Raw genomic sequence first — 15,891 nt, 5'->3', positions numbered from 1 at the left:
CGCCATCGCCTACACTGGATCGATCGCGTCCCGCACGCCCTGAGAAACGACTCAACCCGTGGCACCACCGCCTCCTTCCCGCTATCGGGGACGCTTCGCCCCCTCCCCCACCGGCGCGCTGCACCTGGGCTCGCTGGTGACGGCGGTCGGCAGCTGGCTGGTCGCGCGGCACCACGGGGGCGACTGGCTGGTGCGCATGGAGGACATCGACCCGCCACGCGAAGTGCCCGGCGCGGCGGCGGACATCCTCTCGACGCTGCACGCGTTCGGCCTGGTCGCGGACGAGCCGCCGGTGTTCCAGTCCGATCGGGGCACCCTGTACGCCGCGGCCTTCGCGCAATTGCGGGACCAGGGCGACCTCTTCCCCTGCGGGTGCAGCCGCGCCGACCTGGCACCCTACGGCGGCGTGCACCGCGATGGCCGCTGCGTGGCGCCGCCCGATCCCTCGCGTCCCGTGGCGTGGCGGCTGCGCACGCCGGACATCGACCTCGCCTGGACCGACGACCTGCAGGGCCCGCAAGCGGAAAACCTCCGTGAGACGGCAGGCGACTTCGTCATCCGCCGGGTGGAGGGGCTGTGGTCCTACCAGCTGGCCTGCGTGGTGGACGATGCCGGGCAAGGCATCACCCATGTCGTGCGCGGTGCCGACCTGCTCGAGTCCACCGCCCGCCAGCACTACCTCCAGCGCCGGCTCGGCCTGCCATCGCCCGGTTACCTGCACCTGCCCCTGGTGTGCGACGCGGAGGGGCGCAAGCTGTCCAAATCGGCGGCATCGTGGCCGATGGACCCGGCCGATCCGCTGCCTGCCCTTCGCCTTGCGCTGGCGCAGCTGGGGGTGCCGTCCCACTCTGCGGCCACCCGCCCGGAGCGCTTCCTGCACGATGCCCTGGCGGTCTTCGACCCTGCGTCGCTTCGCCGCAGTAGTCTTACCCACACGCCGACGCTATAAAAGTCGGCTTACCGCGCAGCGGATCACCCACGGATACGGTCAGACATGAAGCAGGGCATCACGCAACGCACGGCACTGGTCACCGGGGGCACCGGCGGCATCGGTACGGCGCTGGTGCGCTACCTGGCCCGTCAGGGGCACCGGGTGGCGACAAACTACCGCGACGAGGCCCGCGCGACCGCCTGGCGCGAGGACATGATCCGCGATGGCATTGACGTGGTGATGGTGCCGGGCGACGTGGCCGACCCTAACGCTGCGGAAGCCATGGTCCGCGAGGTGGAAGCCCTGGCCGGCCCGGTGGAAATCCTCATCAACAACGCCGGCATCACGCGCGACACCACCTTCCACAAGATGGACTACCAGCAGTGGACCGAGGTGGTGAACACCAACCTCAATGCCTGCTTCAACGTCACCCGACCCGTCATCGAGGGCATGCGCCTGCGCCAGTGGGGCCGCATCGTGCAGATCAGCTCGATCAACGGGCAGAAGGGCCAGTACGGCCAGGCCAACTACGCCGCCGCCAAGGCGGGGATGCACGGCTTCACGATTTCGCTGGCCCAGGAAAACGCGCGCTTCGGCATCACGGTCAACACCGTGTCACCCGGCTACGTGGGTACCGACATGGTGATGGCGGTGCCTGAAGACATCCGCGCGAAGATCGTCGCGCAGATTCCGGTCGGGCGCCTGGGGCGCCCGGAGGAAATCGCCCATGCGGTGGCCTTCCTGACGTCGGAGGACTCCGGCTGGATCACCGGGTCCAACCTCGCCATCAACGGCGGTCACTACATGGGCTGGTAAGGCGTCAGAGCTTGAGGTCGTCCAGGGACCTCGGCTCGCTGATCGCAAGACCGTTATGGTGAGCGCGGAACTTCGCCATCACGCTGTAGGCCACGCGTCGCGCGCGCATCACCGAACCCAGCGGGCGGTGCGCCGCCACGCCGTGCCAGGGGCTGAAGGACAACCCATCGTCGATCGCCTGCTTGCGCGCTTCATCCCATGCGGACTGCGGCTGCAACACGATGCGGGCCACGTCGATGTACGGGCTTTTCTCTTCCGACCAGGCCACCGATGCGTCCTCGATCGGCATGCTCTCGCTATCGGTGCAGAACTGCACGCGGACATCCCACTCGCCACCCTCGCGCGCGAAATGCTCGACCATCGCGTCACGCAGGCCGTCGGGCTTGCCGTTGACGTTCAGTTCGGCATCGGTGAGCGCGGTGAGGTTCGGCGAATGTGGGGCCACGGACACCTTGACCACGTAGTCGCCGAAACGGATCGGCGCCTGGCTGTAGTACGTATCGCCCAGCGGGTTGGTCTCGGGCTGGCCACCCAGCGCCAGCAGCGTGGAGCTCTTGCCGCCGAACGCCTCGATCAGGCGCTCGGTGCCGCGAAACACGGCGGAAATGACTTTCTTCGCCCCTTCCGCCCGGTCGGTGGTGGCGGCCACCAGCTTGAGCGTGCCGGCGAACTTCTTCGCCGTGGGCGCGCCGAATGTCGGGCCGTTGACCATGACGAAGTCCTGCGTGGCATCGCCTTCGCTGCCGGGCAGACGGTCGCCTTCCACGCCGATGATCTTGATCGACATGCCGCGCGGTGTCGACACGCTGTCGTCGAGGATGTCGCCCGGCACGGTCGACAGGCGCATCACCACCGGATAGCGCCCGGGCTTCGAGAAAATGCCCTGCGCGAGTTCAGACGGCAGGCCGTCCGGCACCACCAGTTCACCTGTAAGCAGGCCGTGGCTCTTCGCATGCACGGAACGGTAAGCGTGTTTCTCGTGCTCCAGCGTCGTCTCGTTGATGCGGGTCAACGTCTCGATCAGCTGTTCGGCGGTCTCCGCCTCATCGGGTGCGACTTGCTCGAGCGATTCGTCGAAAAGGATGGGCGGCGGCGTCAACGAGAGGGGCATGGGGCGGCTTCCGAGCAGGTGGCGTGGAAGGATCGTGCCGCCGTGCTTGTGAACACCGGGTCGGTGTGCCACCCGGTGTGTGAACGGAACCGCGGCTACATCAGCTTGTAGCTGAAGGTCAGGTTCCACCGCGTATCGCGATCGTTACTTTCCGGCGGCCGGTCGCCCGTGGGGCGGGCCAGCGCGAAATCCACCGAATAGTGCCGGTTGTCCGACACCCTCACCCCGACCGCCGCCGAGTCCAGCTTGTCGATCAGGGGACGCGCGCCATTGAGGTAAACGTGAGCGCTCTGGTACACGACGTACGGCACCACGGACTTGACCCAGCGGCTGCCGATGACGAAGCTGCGGTTCACTTCCGCCGAGGCGGCCCAGCCGCTGTCGCCCGCCGCGTCGCCGGGATCGTACGCATAGGCGTAGCTCGGTCCACCGAAGTTGATCTGCTCGGTCGATGGCAAGGCGTTGTCGCTGTATTGCCCGGTCGCCCGGAATACCGTGCCGAAGCGGTGCTTCCACTGTTCGGCCCAGGTCATGCTGGTCGTGTAGCGTGTAAAGCTGACATCGGGCGTGGCAATGGCCAGCGGACCGGTGTTGCTGACCGCGCGGGAATACGCACCCATGCCCGCGAAGCCGTGGAACACCGCGGCGCTGAACTGCTGCGTGCGCTGCGTGCCCACCTGCAACCACGACAACTCGGCGTTCAGCACGCGAACGCTCGATTGCAATGCCACCATCGCGCCGTTGAGCGTGTTGCGGTAGCGATCGTCCTGCTTCGAAGCATAGATCCCCATCGTCAGGTTCAAACGCTTGCTGTTGGTCAGCACCAGCGGATAGACGGCCGAAAGGGCGAGCCGGTCCTGGGTGAGCCGGTGATCCAGGTACGCCGGCAACTGGTTGTCGGTGTCGGGCGTACCCCAATAGCGGGTGGCGTCCACCTTGCCCTGCCAGCCCTGCGAGCCGAACGGCTGCATGTACCCGAGCACGTAGAGGCGCTGGCCGCCGCCGTTCGGAAACAGCGTGGACAGGCTCACTTGCTCGCCCAGCGGCGTGGCACCGTTTTCCAGCAGCGTGAACACGCCCTGCGCACCGGGGTGGTTGAGGTCCATGCCGTAGCTGACGTCGTAGCGCTGCCGCTTCGCGCTCAGTTCCAGGCGGGTTGCACCGTCGGTCGTGGTGGGCGGCGGCACGTTCGCGCCGATGGTCAGCCCGGGCAACTGGCCCAGCAATTGGGTGTAACGCTCGAAGGTGTCCTGCCGCAGCGGCCGCTCGCCGACCACGTGCGAGGCGATGGCACGGATGCGCGACTCCATGTTGCCGGCATCGCCGGTGACGCGCACCTCGGACACATAGCCTTCCACGACGGCCACACGCACCACGCCGCCGGAGAAGTTCTGGTTGGGCACGAACGCGAACGACAGCGCGTAGCCGGCCTGCTTGTACATCGCCGTGACGCGGTCGGCGGCGGCGATCAGGTCGCGAACCGTGGTGTCCTTGCCGCGTATCGGCGCAAACTCGGCGGCCACCTTGTCGAACGGGATGGATTTCACGCCCGTCACGTCGAAACGGGTGGGCGTCAGGTGACGGGCCAGCAACGCCTCGACGGCCTGGCTGGGCGCTTCGACGTTCACCTTGACCGGCGCCTGCCTGGGCGTCTCGGTACGGGGAAGGGTTTGCAGCGGATTGGCAGGGGCACGCACCTGCCCCTGCGCGGAACACACGACGACCACACCGATAAGGAAGCCGAACCATCGATTCATGGACACTCCCCTGGGTCCATCGGACCGGAAACGGAACAGGTGGACGGGCGACGCCGGAGCGTCGCCCGTCTTCGACATCACGATGGGGTCAGCGGGTACCGCCGCCGAGGCCGATCTTCACGCCGAGCTTGGAGCCTTCGTTCGCATTCAATGCGCCACCCGTGAGGCCTCCCACCAGTCCGCCGACGGTACCGCTCACCGTGTTGGTCACGCCGGCCAGCGCACCACCCAGGCCGGTCGGAGCCGTACCGGTGGAGCCACCGCCCGCCGTGGCGCCCGAGACGGTGCCCGTGGCCGCGGCAACGGTATTGACGACCGAGCTGACCGCGGAGGTCGCATCCGACAGCGCGCCACCGCCCGAGACGGCCGCCGTGGCGCCGTTGCCGATGCCGGACACCGTGTTGCCGAGGGCGGACGTTACCGGAGCCAGCGGCGCGAGCGCGCCGGTACCGAGACCGGACACCGTGTTACCCGCACCGGTGACGGCGGCCGTGGCCCCTGCGAGCGTGGTGCCGACGGTATCGCCGCCGCCGACGCCTGCCTTGCCCAGGCCGTTGGACAGGCCCGCGCCCACCGGCGCCAGCGTCGATGCCACGTTCTGCACCGCCAGGCCGGCGGTGGCGGTCAGGCCCGACGTCGCGCCCGGTCCCTGCACCGCGGCGATGTTGCTACCCAGCGACGACACGCCGGCGCTTGCGCCGCTGACCAGGCTGCCGCTCGCCGAACCGATCGCCGAGACCAGGTTGCCCGAGTTGATCGGCGAGGCGCTGTCACCCAGCGCGCTGACCACCGGCGTGAGAACGTTGCTCACGGCCTGCGTCAGCGTGTTGCCCGAAGCGGAATCCAGTGCGCCGCCGAGCGTCGACCCCACCTGTCCCACGCCAGAGCCGGTATAGCCCACGACACTGCCTACGGCCTGGGTGATCGGCATGATCGGCGTACCCGCACCCACCGTCGCGACACCGTCGCCCAGATCGTTCACCGCCCCGCCGACCTGTGTCACCACATTGCCGAGGCTGTCCGTCGTCGTACCAACCGGATCGGCAATGTTGCCGATCTGGCCCAGGCCGCCACTGGTGGCATTGCCGAGCGTCGTCACCGCACCACCCACGCCCTGCACCGCCGAACTCAACGCATCGGTCAGGCCCGCCGTACCGCCCAGCACCGTGGTCGTCGGCAACTGCGCGCCGACGCCGGTCACCGTGCCGCCAATCGCCGCGATGATGCCGCCCGCTCCCGTCGCCAGCGATCCGACGGCCGTGCTGGCTGCCGCGGTCGTCGGGCCGGTGCCGCCGCCCGTACCGCCGCCCGTGCCACCGTCGCCGCCGGTACCACCGCCGGTGCCTCCCGTGCCGCCGGTGCCGCCCGTTCCACCGCCGGCACCGCCTGTGCCGCCCGTACCGCCGCCGGTGCCGCCGGTGCCCGTACCGCTGGGGCCGCCCGCCGTGCTGTCGCCGCCGGTGCTACCGGTGCCGCCCGTTCCACCGGCGCTACCCGTATCCGAAGGCCCGCCTGCCGTTTCCGAACCGCCACTCCCCGTACCGCCGCTTCCGGAGCCGCCGCTTCCCGAGCCGTCGCTACCGCTGCCGCTGGGACCGCCGGCCGTACCGGGGCTCACGCTGGTACCCGTCTTGCTGCCGGAGCGGGTGGAGCCATGACCACTGCAGGCCGTCATCGACACGGCGCCTGCGAGCAGGCAACTGACGAGGACGGTACGTGTGAGAACCTTGCTGAATTTCTGCTCGCTCATGATTCACCCCTCCGAACGCATGGCATTTTGGACACTGCTCCCGACCTGCGGGAGCGGAACATCGACTGTGACCCACGTCACACCCGGTGATTCATGAAACGCCGCGCGCCTGTGCCGTATTACGCAAATACGGCCAATAAACGCGCATATTCCAAGCCGATTCGGCCATTTGTGTAGCTGCGTCAAGCCGCCGACGCGCTGGATCGAGCAAAACGACGAATTCGCGCAAGGCATTCAAAACGCCAAAAAATCCACGTCATTTCCCTGACGTGGTTGGTAGGAGCGCACGCGCGTGCGCGAACCCTAAACGTGGCTATGGCGAAAGAGGCCATGCATCGCATACGTGCTGGCGTTCCGAGCGAAAAACGAAGCGGGCTTTGACGGGCGCAAGGCTTCGCTTGCCCAATGAATGGCAAGGGTTCGCCGACATCGTCGGCTCCTACAACCGCACGCGATGGCGTAGCCGAGCCGGCCAGTGCGATGGCAAAGCCGAGCCCGCCAACGCGATGGCAAAGCCGAGCCCGCCCCACCAGCCCAAAAAAAACGCCCCGATACCGGGGCGTGTTTCAAAACCTGAAAAAACCGCTCAATGCACGGTAAACAACTTATCGAACCCCGCAATACGCAACGTATTCCGCAAATCCGCCCCGGCATTCACGATACGGATCTCCGCACGATCGCCGCCGGCATGCTCGCGCAGCAGCATCAGCATGCCCAGCGCGGAACTGTCCATGCTGGTCACCTGTTCCAGGTCGAGCACATAACTCCGTGCCGCCAGCACGTCGCCCAGGCAGGCATCGTGGAAGGCACGGTGGATCGAGAAATCGAAGCGGTCGCCCAGGTGGAGGGTGAGGCAGCCGTGCTCGGCATCGTTGTGAACGTTGATGGACATGGGTGTCTTCCTCAGAACAGGTCGATGTCGCCGGCAGCCATCGACTGCTGGAGGGCGGGGCCGCGGGCACGCAGGCGGGCACGTTCACGCTGCTCGGCAAGGCGGGCACGCACACGCTGGGCGCGGCCGCCGAGCTCGGACGGATCGGACGGCGCGCAGGCGAGCTCTTCGATGTCGCGCGTGCAGTCGGCGGTGATCTCCTGCAGCTCGACCAGGCGCGAACGCGTCTGGTGCAGCAGCTGGCTGAGGATGTCCTCGAACTGCAGCGAACGGATGGTGGTGGACACGTCGTTGCCGAGGCCGCGATTGATGGTGGCCGCCTCGTCCGCCGCGGCGCTGGTGCGCTGGTTGGACTCGGTGATCGTCGACATCATCTGGTCGATGTCGCCCTTGGCCGACAGCGCCACGTTCATGTCCTGCGAGGCCATGTGGCCGACCAGTTCGCGCAGCTGTTCCATGGCGGTGCGCGAGCGCTCCACGTGGGTGCCGATCTTCTCGTTGAACTGGTTGCTGTGCTGGGCGAGGTTGCGGATTTCGCCGGCGACCACCGCGAAGCCGCGGCCGGATTCACCCGCACGCGCCGCTTCGATGGCGGCGTTGAGCGCCAGCAGGTTCGTTTCTTCGGCGATCGTGTTGACGTTCTTCAGCAGCGCAAACACGGCATCCATTTCCTTCGCCATGCCGTCGATGCGGTAGACGATGCGCAGGCTTTCGCGCGACAGCTGGACGATCAGGCCGACGAAATGCTCGAGCAGACCGGCGGTGCGGGAGGCAAAATCCTGCACCGAGATGCCCTGGCCACCGCTTTCGATGATCTCCGTCAGCAGCTTCTGCTGCTTGCCGGTCTTGTGCGACAGGCCGTTGAAGCCGCCGCCCAGTTCAGCCACCGCATCACGTACCAGGTCGAGCGCCTGGTGCAGTTCGCGGCTGGCGTGACCCAGTTCGTCGACGATGGCGCTGCGCACGTCTTCCATGGCCTCGCGTACGGATGCCTCGTCGCTGGTGGCGTGCGAGTTGAGCACCACCTCGACCTCCGGCAGCGGGGCCGGCACCAGGCTGATGGCGATCCAGGTAGCCGTCAGCACGGCCACGACGACCGGAGCGACCCAGGCAGCGTGGAACACCAGGACTATGACCAGGGCGATGGCACTGGCGATAAAGCCGATGCTGCGTTCGTTCTTCGGGATGACCATGATGATGTCTCGTTCTTCAGGTGCCGACGCGGGCGACGGCGGAAACAGGGGTTTGGGCAAGCGCGAGCAAGCGCGCGGCGATGGCGTCCAGCGGCAGCATTTCGCTGGCGGCACCGGCTTTCCAGGCGGCGCCCGGCATGCCCCAGACGACCGATGACGCTTCGTCCTGGACCAGCGTGGGCGCGCCGATTTCCTTCAGTTCGCCCAGACCGCGGGCGCCGTCGTCTCCCATGCCGGTCAGCAGTACGGCAACGGTGGCCGCGCCGACGCTGGCGGCCATGGAGCGGAACAACACATCGACCGACGGCTTGTGCCGGTTGACCGGCGGGCCGTCGTGCAGGCGACACACATGCTTGGCGCCGTCCCACATCACCAGCAGGTGCTGCCCGCCCGGCGCGATGTAGGCATGACCGGCCTGGATCGGCTGGCCGTCACGGGCCTCGCACACGCGCATGGCGGAACAGGTATCCATGCGTGCGGCGAACGGACCACTGAACGCCGCAGGGATGTGCTGGGTGATGACGATCGGCGGGGCGGTCGGCGGCATGGCCTCGAGCACCACGCGGATGGCTTCGGTGCCGCCGGTGGATGCACCGATGGCGATGATGCGGGTACCGCCGCGGCTGCCTGCGGTCTGCGCGCGCGGCAGCACTGCGTCGGCGGACAGACGCGGCGGCACGTCCATGCGCGGCAAGTCGTACCGTGGCACGTCAAGACGGGTGACCTCGGAACGCTCGCGCGGCTTGGCGCCCGCGGCGAGGCGCACCTTGGCGCAGATCTCCGGCGCGTGCTCCATGAAAGTGTTGGCGAGGTCGGCCGACGGCTTGGTGAAGAAGTCGATGGCACCCAGCTCGAGCGCGCGCAGCGTGACTTCCGCGCCCTTCTCGGTCAGCGTGGATACCATCACCACCGGCATCGGCCGTAGACGCATGAGGTTCTCGAGGAACGTCAGGCCGTCCATGCGCGGCATCTCGACGTCGAGCGTGAGCACGTCGGGGTTGAGCTGCTTGATCTTCTCGCGGGCGATCAGGGGATCGGCGGCGGTGCCGACCACTTCGATGCCCGGATCGGACTCGAGCATGGTCGACAGCACCTTACGTACGAGGGCCGAGTCGTCGACGATGAGAACGCGAACTTTCTGCATGGATGCTTGCAACTCGGGTGGCGTGACGTCCCCGTCGGTGGAACCGAACGGCGCTGAATGTCTGTGTGGAACGGCCTGACGATTTACACGTCAGAAAAGTTCCACCTCTCCCTTTATCGGATCGTCGGCCAATCGCTTGAGGTATCGTTTCTCGCGATCGGCAAGATTGTTGTCGTGGGCGGCTCGCAACTGGCGCACGCGCACCTTGCCGCTGAACGGAAAGAACTGCACCTGGCGCGGGAAGATGTCGCCGACGTCCGACGCGCAGAGCCGCAGCTTCTCGGTGGCGATGTAGCGCTGCACGAAGGCGATGTTGCGCTGGCCGATGTCGGTCATGGTGGCGAGCACGCGGCCGCCGCCGAAGATCTTGACCTCGAAGTCGTCACGGCGCCCGCCGGCCTTGAGGATGGCGTTGATCAGCTGTTCCATGGCGTCGTTGCCGTAACGCGCGGCGCGACCGACCGTGGAGCTCCAGCTGTCGCGCTCGCCGGCCGGCTCGGGCAACATGAAGTGGTTCATGCCGCCGATACGCAGGCGTGTATCCCGCACGCAGGCCGACACGCACGAGCCGAGCACGGTGGAGATCATCTCCTCCTGCCGGCTGACGTAGTACTCGCCGGGCAGGATCTTGACCGTGACCACTTCCTGCGCGGGATCCCAGAATCGCCGGATGTGTTCGAACCCCGGCAGCACCGCCTTGGGATCGAAATTGGCGAACGTCCTGGGCTGCGCAACGAAGGTGTCGCTCATGTGCGTTTCCGGTAGACCGTTCGACCGATCAGGTCGAAGTCCTCGGACAGTCCGTACATGGATTCCGAGTGACCGAGGAAGAGGTAGCCGCGGCTGTCCAGCATGCCGGCGTAACGGGAGAACAGGCGCTGCTTGGTCGGCTTGTCGAAATAGATGACGACGTTGCGGCAGAAGATGGCGTCGAACTTGCCCTGCATGGGCCAGTCGTGGAGCAGGTTCAGCGGCTGGATGGTAACCAGCTCGCGTAACCGCGGGTGCACCTGGGCAAAGCCGTCGAACGAGCCCTCGCCACGCAGGAACCAGCGCTTGCGCCTCGCGTCGCTCACGCCCGACAGGCGCTCGACCGGATAGACGCCCTTGCGACCGAATTCCAGCGCCTGGGGCGAGAGATCGGTGGCGAGGATCTTCGCGTCGATCTGGATACCCGTACGCTCCATGGCCTCGGCCAGCACCATCGCGATGGCATAGGGTTCTTCACCGGTCGAGCAACCGGCGGACCAGATACGCAGGCGGCCACCGTTGCGTTTTTCCTCCAGCCAGCGCGGCAGGAGTTCATCGACCAGCATGTCGTAGTGGTGCATCTCGCGGAAGAACGAGGTGACGTTGGTGCTGATGCAGCTGGCCAGTTCGCCCAGCTCGCCGTCCGGATCGCGGCGCAGGAGGTCGCAATAGGCGGCGAAGCCGTCGAGCTGCAGCGTGCGCAACCGCCGCAGCAGGCGCCCCTGGACCAGCTGGCGCTTGTGCTCGCCCAGGGAGATGCCGCAATGCTGCAGCACGAACTCGCGCAGGAAGGTGAACTCGGCGTCGCCGAGGTTCGGACCCGACGCGCTCGTCTGCGCGACGGTGTCGCTGGAATGGACGAGCGCGTTCATGATCAGAACTCCTTCCAGGCGCCTGTGTCGGCCGACTCGGCCGGACGGGATGCGCGGGTGGCGGGTGCGGCGACAGGCGTGCTGCGCACCGCGGCAAAGACGGTTTCCATTTCCTGCTGCGTGGCGTCCTTGCGCGGCGCCTTGGCGGCCGGCGTGGAGGAGGCGACGTTGCCGGTGACGCGGAAGAACGAGACCTGGCGGCTGAGCTCGGTGGCCTGCTCGTGCATGGCACGCGCGGCCGCTGCGGATTCCTCGACCAGCGCGGCGTTCTGCTGGGTCATTTCGTCCATCTGCAGCACCGCATGGTTGACCTGGTCGATGCCGGCGGACTGCTCGGAGCTGGCCGCCGCGATCTCGGCGACGATGTCGGTCACCTTCTTCACGCTTTCGACGATCTCGGCCAGCGCCTTGCCCGACTGGTCGACCAGTTCCGAACCGGCCCTGACCTTGCTGGCACTGTCGTTGATCAGGCCCTTGATCTCCTTGGCCGCACCCGCCGAACGCTGGGCGAGGTTGCGAACCTCGGTGGCGACCACGGCGAAGCCGCGACCCTGCTCACCGGCGCGGGCCGCTTCCACCGCAGCATTGAGCGCCAGGAGGTTGGTCTGGAAGGCGATTTCGTCGATGAGGCTGACGATGTCGGAAATCTTCTTGCTGGAGCTGTTGATCTCGCGCATGGCCACGACCGTCTGGGCGACCACTTCACCGCCCTTCTCCGCCTGCTCGCGGGCACCGCGGGCCAGCTGGTTGGCGTGGCTGGCGTTCTCGGCGTTCTGCTTGACCGTGGAGGTCATTTCTTCCATCGAGGACGCGGTCTGTTCCAGGCTGGAGGCCTGTTCCTGCGTGCGCTGGGAGAGGTCGTCGTTGCCGCGCGAAATCTGCTGCGCGGCGGTGCTGACCGAACCGGAGCCGTGGCGCACCTCGGTCACGATGGCACTAAGGCGCTCATCCATGGCGCGGAACGCCGACTGCAGCTGACCCAGTTCGTCGTTGCGCGTGACCTGCACGTCGTGGCCCAGCTTGCCTTCGGAAATCTCGTTGGCGATACCCACCGCCTCGTTGAGCGTACGGATGACCGAGCGGATCACCAGCACACCGATCAGCAGGCAGATCGCCAGGCCGATGGCGAGCGAGCCGATGCTCAGGGTGCGGATCAGCGCGTACTGCGAGGATTCGGTGGCGTAGATCTCGGAGGCCTCTTCACGCTTGGCCTCGATCAGCTTGGTCAGCTGCGACTGGCGATCCATCAGCAACGGACGCACCTGCATTTCCAGGACGTCCGAAGCGCCTTCGTCGGCCTGCTTCAGCGCGTCGATCATGTCAGCCTTGGCCTGGTCGTAATCGGACGCGGTGGCTTCCCATTTTTCGTACAGCTTCTTGACGTTGGCCGACATGGGGATCTTCAGGAACTCGGCCTGTGTCTTGTCGTTGTCCGCCTGGTACTTGTCGAACTCGGCCAGCTTCTGCTTCACCTGGTCGGCATTGCTGACCTTGGTACCGGCCTCGCCGAGCACCACGAACGACATCAGCGAATTGGTGGCGATGCGCGCGAGCATCTCCGAGGGTGCAAGTCCTTCCTGGTAGATCTTGCGCATGCCTTCGTTCTGGAAGTGCATGGCGCCCAGGCCCACGGCGGCGCCGCCGAGCAGCATGATCGTGAGCAGGCCGAGCACGCCGTAGAGACGACCGCGAACGGTCAGTGCGGGCTTCTTGAACTTGAACTTCTTCATTACGGTTCCAATCGGCAAGGTGCGGCAAAGGCAAACCGGGCATCGCGTGTCGCGGTAGCCGGGGCCACCGCCGCACGCTCAGGCTCAGGCGACGGCTTTGACATCCGTGGAGGCCAGGGCGGCTTCCAGCATCTGGGCGTCCTGCGGCTGAAGCAGGCGATCCACGTCGAGCAGGAGGACCATGCGCTCCCCGACGGAGGTCAGGCCCTTGAGGTATTCGGTATCGACCGTGGTACCCATGTCGGGCACCGGGCGGATGCTGCCGGGGGCGACTTCCACCACGTCGGAGACGGCGTCGACCACCACCCCGAACTGGCGACCGTTGACCATCACGATGACGGTGACGGTGGTGGCCGTGTAATCCTCGCGATCCAGGCTGAAGCGCAGGCGCAGGTCCAGCACCGGGACGATGGCCCCGCGCAGGTTGAGCACGCCCAGCACGTAGGGCGGTGCCTGCGGGATGCGTGTGACGGCTGTCCAGCCGCGAATCTCGCGGACGGCAAGGATGTCCACCGCGTATTCCTCGTTGCCGAGGTTGACGGTGAGATATTGCGCGGCCTCTTCGGACGCGTCGATGGCGGTATTGGCTGCTTGGTTCATGTCGTTCCCACGGCGGATCGGATCGGCGGTTCGGGACCCCTTCCCTTGGGGTATCGGCTATCCCCAGCGGAGCTTGAGGGCCAATTTCAACGGGATGTGCGCGGATGTGAGCCAGGCAGGCCCGGGCGGGCGGGCATGGGCCGCGCGCGCAGGACGGGCGGGCATCGGAACGGCGCGTATGGGACGGCCGCGTGTAGGAGCGCGCGCGTGCGCGCGACATGTTTTGCGGCCGTGAGCCCGGATCTGGCGCGCCAGCTCAGAGGTGATCGCGAGAGGATGTCGCGCGCGAGCGCGCGCTCCTACCTATGGACATGCACTGCGGGGGGAGTGCCCCGAGGTGCGGGCGTCAGGCGGCCTTGCGGCGGGCCTGGAGGCGCACCAGGCCGGCGACGTCGGCGATCAGGGCGACCGAGCCATCGGCGAGGATGGTGGCGCCGGAGATGCCGCTGACCCGGCGGTAGTTCGCCTCGAGCGACTTGACGACCGCCTGCTGCTGGCCGATCAGCTCGTCGACGAACAGGCCGATGCGGCTGCCCTCGCCTTCCACCACGATGACGATGCCCTCGTCGATGGTGCGGCGCTGGCCTTCGCAGTTGAACACGTCGAACAAGCGGACGATGGGCAGCCACTGGTCGCGGAAGCGGAACAGCTCGCCGCCGCCGACCACACTACGCAGGGCATCGGGCTTGACCTGCACGGACTCCACGATCGACACCAGCGGCACGATATAGGTTTCATCGCCCACCGCCGCCGTCAGGCCGTCGATGATCGCGAGCGTCAGCGGCAGCGTGATGGTGAAGGTGGTGCCCCGGCCCTGCACGCTGCGGATATTGACCGTGCCGCCCAGGTCCATGACGTTGCGGCGTACCACGTCCATGCCCACGCCACGGCCCGACAGGTCGGTGGTCGCGGCGGCGGTGGAGAAGCCCGCTTCGAAGATGAGGTCGGCCACGGCGTCGTCGGACAGATGCTCGCCGGAGCTGATGATGCCGCGCGATACGGCCTTGGCGACGATGGCGTCGCGATTGAGACCGGCGCCGTCGTCCGCCACTTCGACCACGATGGAGCCGCCGCGGTGGAAAGCTTCCATACGCAGCGTGCCGGTGTCGCCCTTGCCCGAGGCCAGGCGCTTGTCCGGCATCTCCAGGCCGTGATCGATCGCGTTGCGTACCAGATGGACCAGCGGATCGCCGATCTTTTCCAGCACGGTCTTGTCGAGTTCGGTGGTTTCGCCGCGCATGTCCAGCACGACTTTCTTGTCGAGTTTCTGCGCGAGGTCGCGGACCAGGCGCGGGAAGCGGTTGAACACCGTGCTGATGGGCAGCATGCGGATGCTCATCACGCTTTCCTGCAACTCGCGGGTGTGCCGACCCAGCTGGGCCAGGCCCTGGCGGAACATTTCCAGCTGCGATTCGTCCACGCCGTCGTTGAACTGGGTGAGCATGGACTGGGTAATGACCAGCTCGCCGACCAGGTTGATCAGGACGTCGATCTTCTCGATGCCGACGCGGACCGAGCTGGATTCGCTGTTGACCGCGGGTTCGCGGACGGCGCGTGGCGCGGCGGCCGCAACCGGCGCGACGGCCTCGACGACGGGCGCGGCCACCGGTGCCGACAGGCGCGGCGTGGCCGTGAGGTCACAATCGCCGTCGACCCAGTCGAACACGCCTTCGACGGCGGCGCGCTTGGCGCCGGCGTCCAGGCTCAGCGTCCAGCCGAGATAGGACGACTCGGCGTTCATGTCGGCCAGCGCGGGAAGCTTGCTGGTGTCACAGGTGACCGTGAGCGGACCCATGGCCTCCAGCTCGCGGAACATGCGTGCCGGATCGTTGCCGGTCTTGAGCAGGTAGTCGAACGGGCGGAACGCGATGTCCCAGCCTTCGATGGCTTCGACCGGTGCGGGGGCCTTGGCCGCCACCGGCGCGACCGGCGCCCCCGAGACCATGGCCGACAACTCGGCCAGGAGCGCCTGGCTTTCCGCCGTGGCGGCCGGCTGGCCGGCCATCGACAGGGACAGCATGTCGCGCACCGTATCGCCCGAGCGCAGCAGCAATTCGACGACGGCCTTTTCCATCGGACGGCGGCCACTGCGGACCTCGTCCATCAGGTTTTCGGCCACGTGCGTAAAGGCCGCGACGTCGGTGAAACCGAACGTGGCCGCACCGCCCTTGATCGAATGGGCGGCACGGAACACGACGTTGATCAGTTCCGGGTCTTCGGCACCCTCGTCCAATGCGAGGAGCGCCTGCTCCATGGCGTCGAGACCGTCGAGGCTCTCTTCATGGAACGCCTTGTGGAATTGCGCCAGATCGACTTTGGACATGGGGAACCCTGGATGACCGGAA

Annotated in this window: 13 protein-coding genes; 2 read left to right on the top strand and 11 right to left on the bottom strand. The window is 67.0% G+C overall.

The features are described from left to right. The first annotated feature begins 58 nt into the window (after positions 1-58). A complete protein-coding gene (gene gluQRS, locus FA89_RS10195) occupies positions 59-949 on the top strand; it encodes a tRNA glutamyl-Q(34) synthetase GluQRS (RefSeq protein ID WP_036140521.1) in 891 nt (296 codons plus the stop codon). Between the two features lie 57 nt (positions 950-1,006). Beyond that, entirely contained in the window at positions 1,007-1,747 is a 741-nt protein-coding gene (gene phbB / locus FA89_RS10190; RefSeq protein ID WP_036144051.1) for an acetoacetyl-CoA reductase, read from the top strand. A 4-nt stretch (positions 1,748-1,751) separates the two neighbouring features. On the opposite strand, the gene FA89_RS10185 is transcribed toward phbB, so the two are convergent. From FA89_RS10185 to FA89_RS10135, 11 genes are all read right to left on the bottom strand, one after another. After that, complete coding sequence (locus FA89_RS10185) at positions 1,752-2,858, bottom strand: catalase family protein (protein WP_185754302.1); 1,107 nt, start codon at positions 2,856-2,858, stop codon at positions 1,752-1,754. A gap of 95 nt (positions 2,859-2,953) precedes the next feature. Continuing rightward, entirely contained in the window at positions 2,954-4,615 is a 1,662-nt protein-coding gene (locus FA89_RS10180) for a ShlB/FhaC/HecB family hemolysin secretion/activation protein (protein WP_051938668.1), read from the bottom strand. Between the two features lie 88 nt (positions 4,616-4,703). Further along, entirely contained in the window at positions 4,704-6,365 is a 1,662-nt protein-coding gene (locus FA89_RS10175) for a collagen-like triple helix repeat-containing protein (RefSeq protein ID WP_036140519.1), read from the bottom strand. A gap of 586 nt (positions 6,366-6,951) precedes the next feature. Then, on the bottom strand, positions 6,952-7,257 hold the full coding sequence (locus FA89_RS10170; protein WP_036140518.1) for an STAS domain-containing protein: 306 nt from the start codon (positions 7,255-7,257) through the stop codon (positions 6,952-6,954). An 11-nt stretch (positions 7,258-7,268) separates the two neighbouring features. Continuing rightward, entirely contained in the window at positions 7,269-8,450 is a 1,182-nt protein-coding gene (locus FA89_RS10165; protein WP_036140517.1) for a methyl-accepting chemotaxis protein, read from the bottom strand. A 16-nt stretch (positions 8,451-8,466) separates the two neighbouring features. Beyond that, positions 8,467-9,594, bottom strand: coding sequence for a protein-glutamate methylesterase/protein-glutamine glutaminase (locus FA89_RS10160; RefSeq protein WP_036140516.1), 1,128 nt, complete (start codon positions 9,592-9,594; stop codon positions 8,467-8,469). Between the two features lie 90 nt (positions 9,595-9,684). Next, the gene (gene cheD / locus FA89_RS10155) at positions 9,685-10,344 is read right to left on the bottom strand and encodes a chemoreceptor glutamine deamidase CheD (protein ID WP_036140514.1); all 660 of its coding nucleotides are present in this window, start codon (positions 10,342-10,344) and stop codon (positions 9,685-9,687) included. Then, positions 10,341-11,216, bottom strand: coding sequence for a CheR family methyltransferase (locus FA89_RS10150; RefSeq protein WP_036140513.1), 876 nt, complete (start codon positions 11,214-11,216; stop codon positions 10,341-10,343). Before FA89_RS10150 ends, cheD begins: the two co-directional genes overlap by 4 nt. 2 nt (positions 11,217-11,218) lie before the next feature. After that, positions 11,219-12,946 carry a methyl-accepting chemotaxis protein gene (locus tag FA89_RS10145; protein WP_036140511.1) on the bottom strand — a complete coding sequence of 576 codons (1,728 nt, stop codon included), beginning with the start codon at positions 12,944-12,946 and terminating at the stop codon, positions 11,219-11,221. Between the two features lie 84 nt (positions 12,947-13,030). Then, entirely contained in the window at positions 13,031-13,546 is a 516-nt protein-coding gene (locus tag FA89_RS10140) for a chemotaxis protein CheW (RefSeq protein ID WP_036140509.1), read from the bottom strand. Positions 13,547-13,892: 346 nt separating this feature from the next. Further along, complete coding sequence (locus FA89_RS10135; RefSeq protein ID WP_036140507.1) at positions 13,893-15,869, bottom strand: chemotaxis protein CheA; 1,977 nt, start codon at positions 15,867-15,869, stop codon at positions 13,893-13,895. Positions 15,870-15,891: the final 22 nt, after the last annotated feature.

The organism is Luteibacter sp. 9135 (assembly GCF_000745005.1).
GTDB lineage: Bacteria > Pseudomonadota > Gammaproteobacteria > Xanthomonadales > Rhodanobacteraceae > Luteibacter.
Note: the sequence above shows the minus strand (reverse complement) of the source record. Positions and strands in the feature narration are given on the sequence as shown.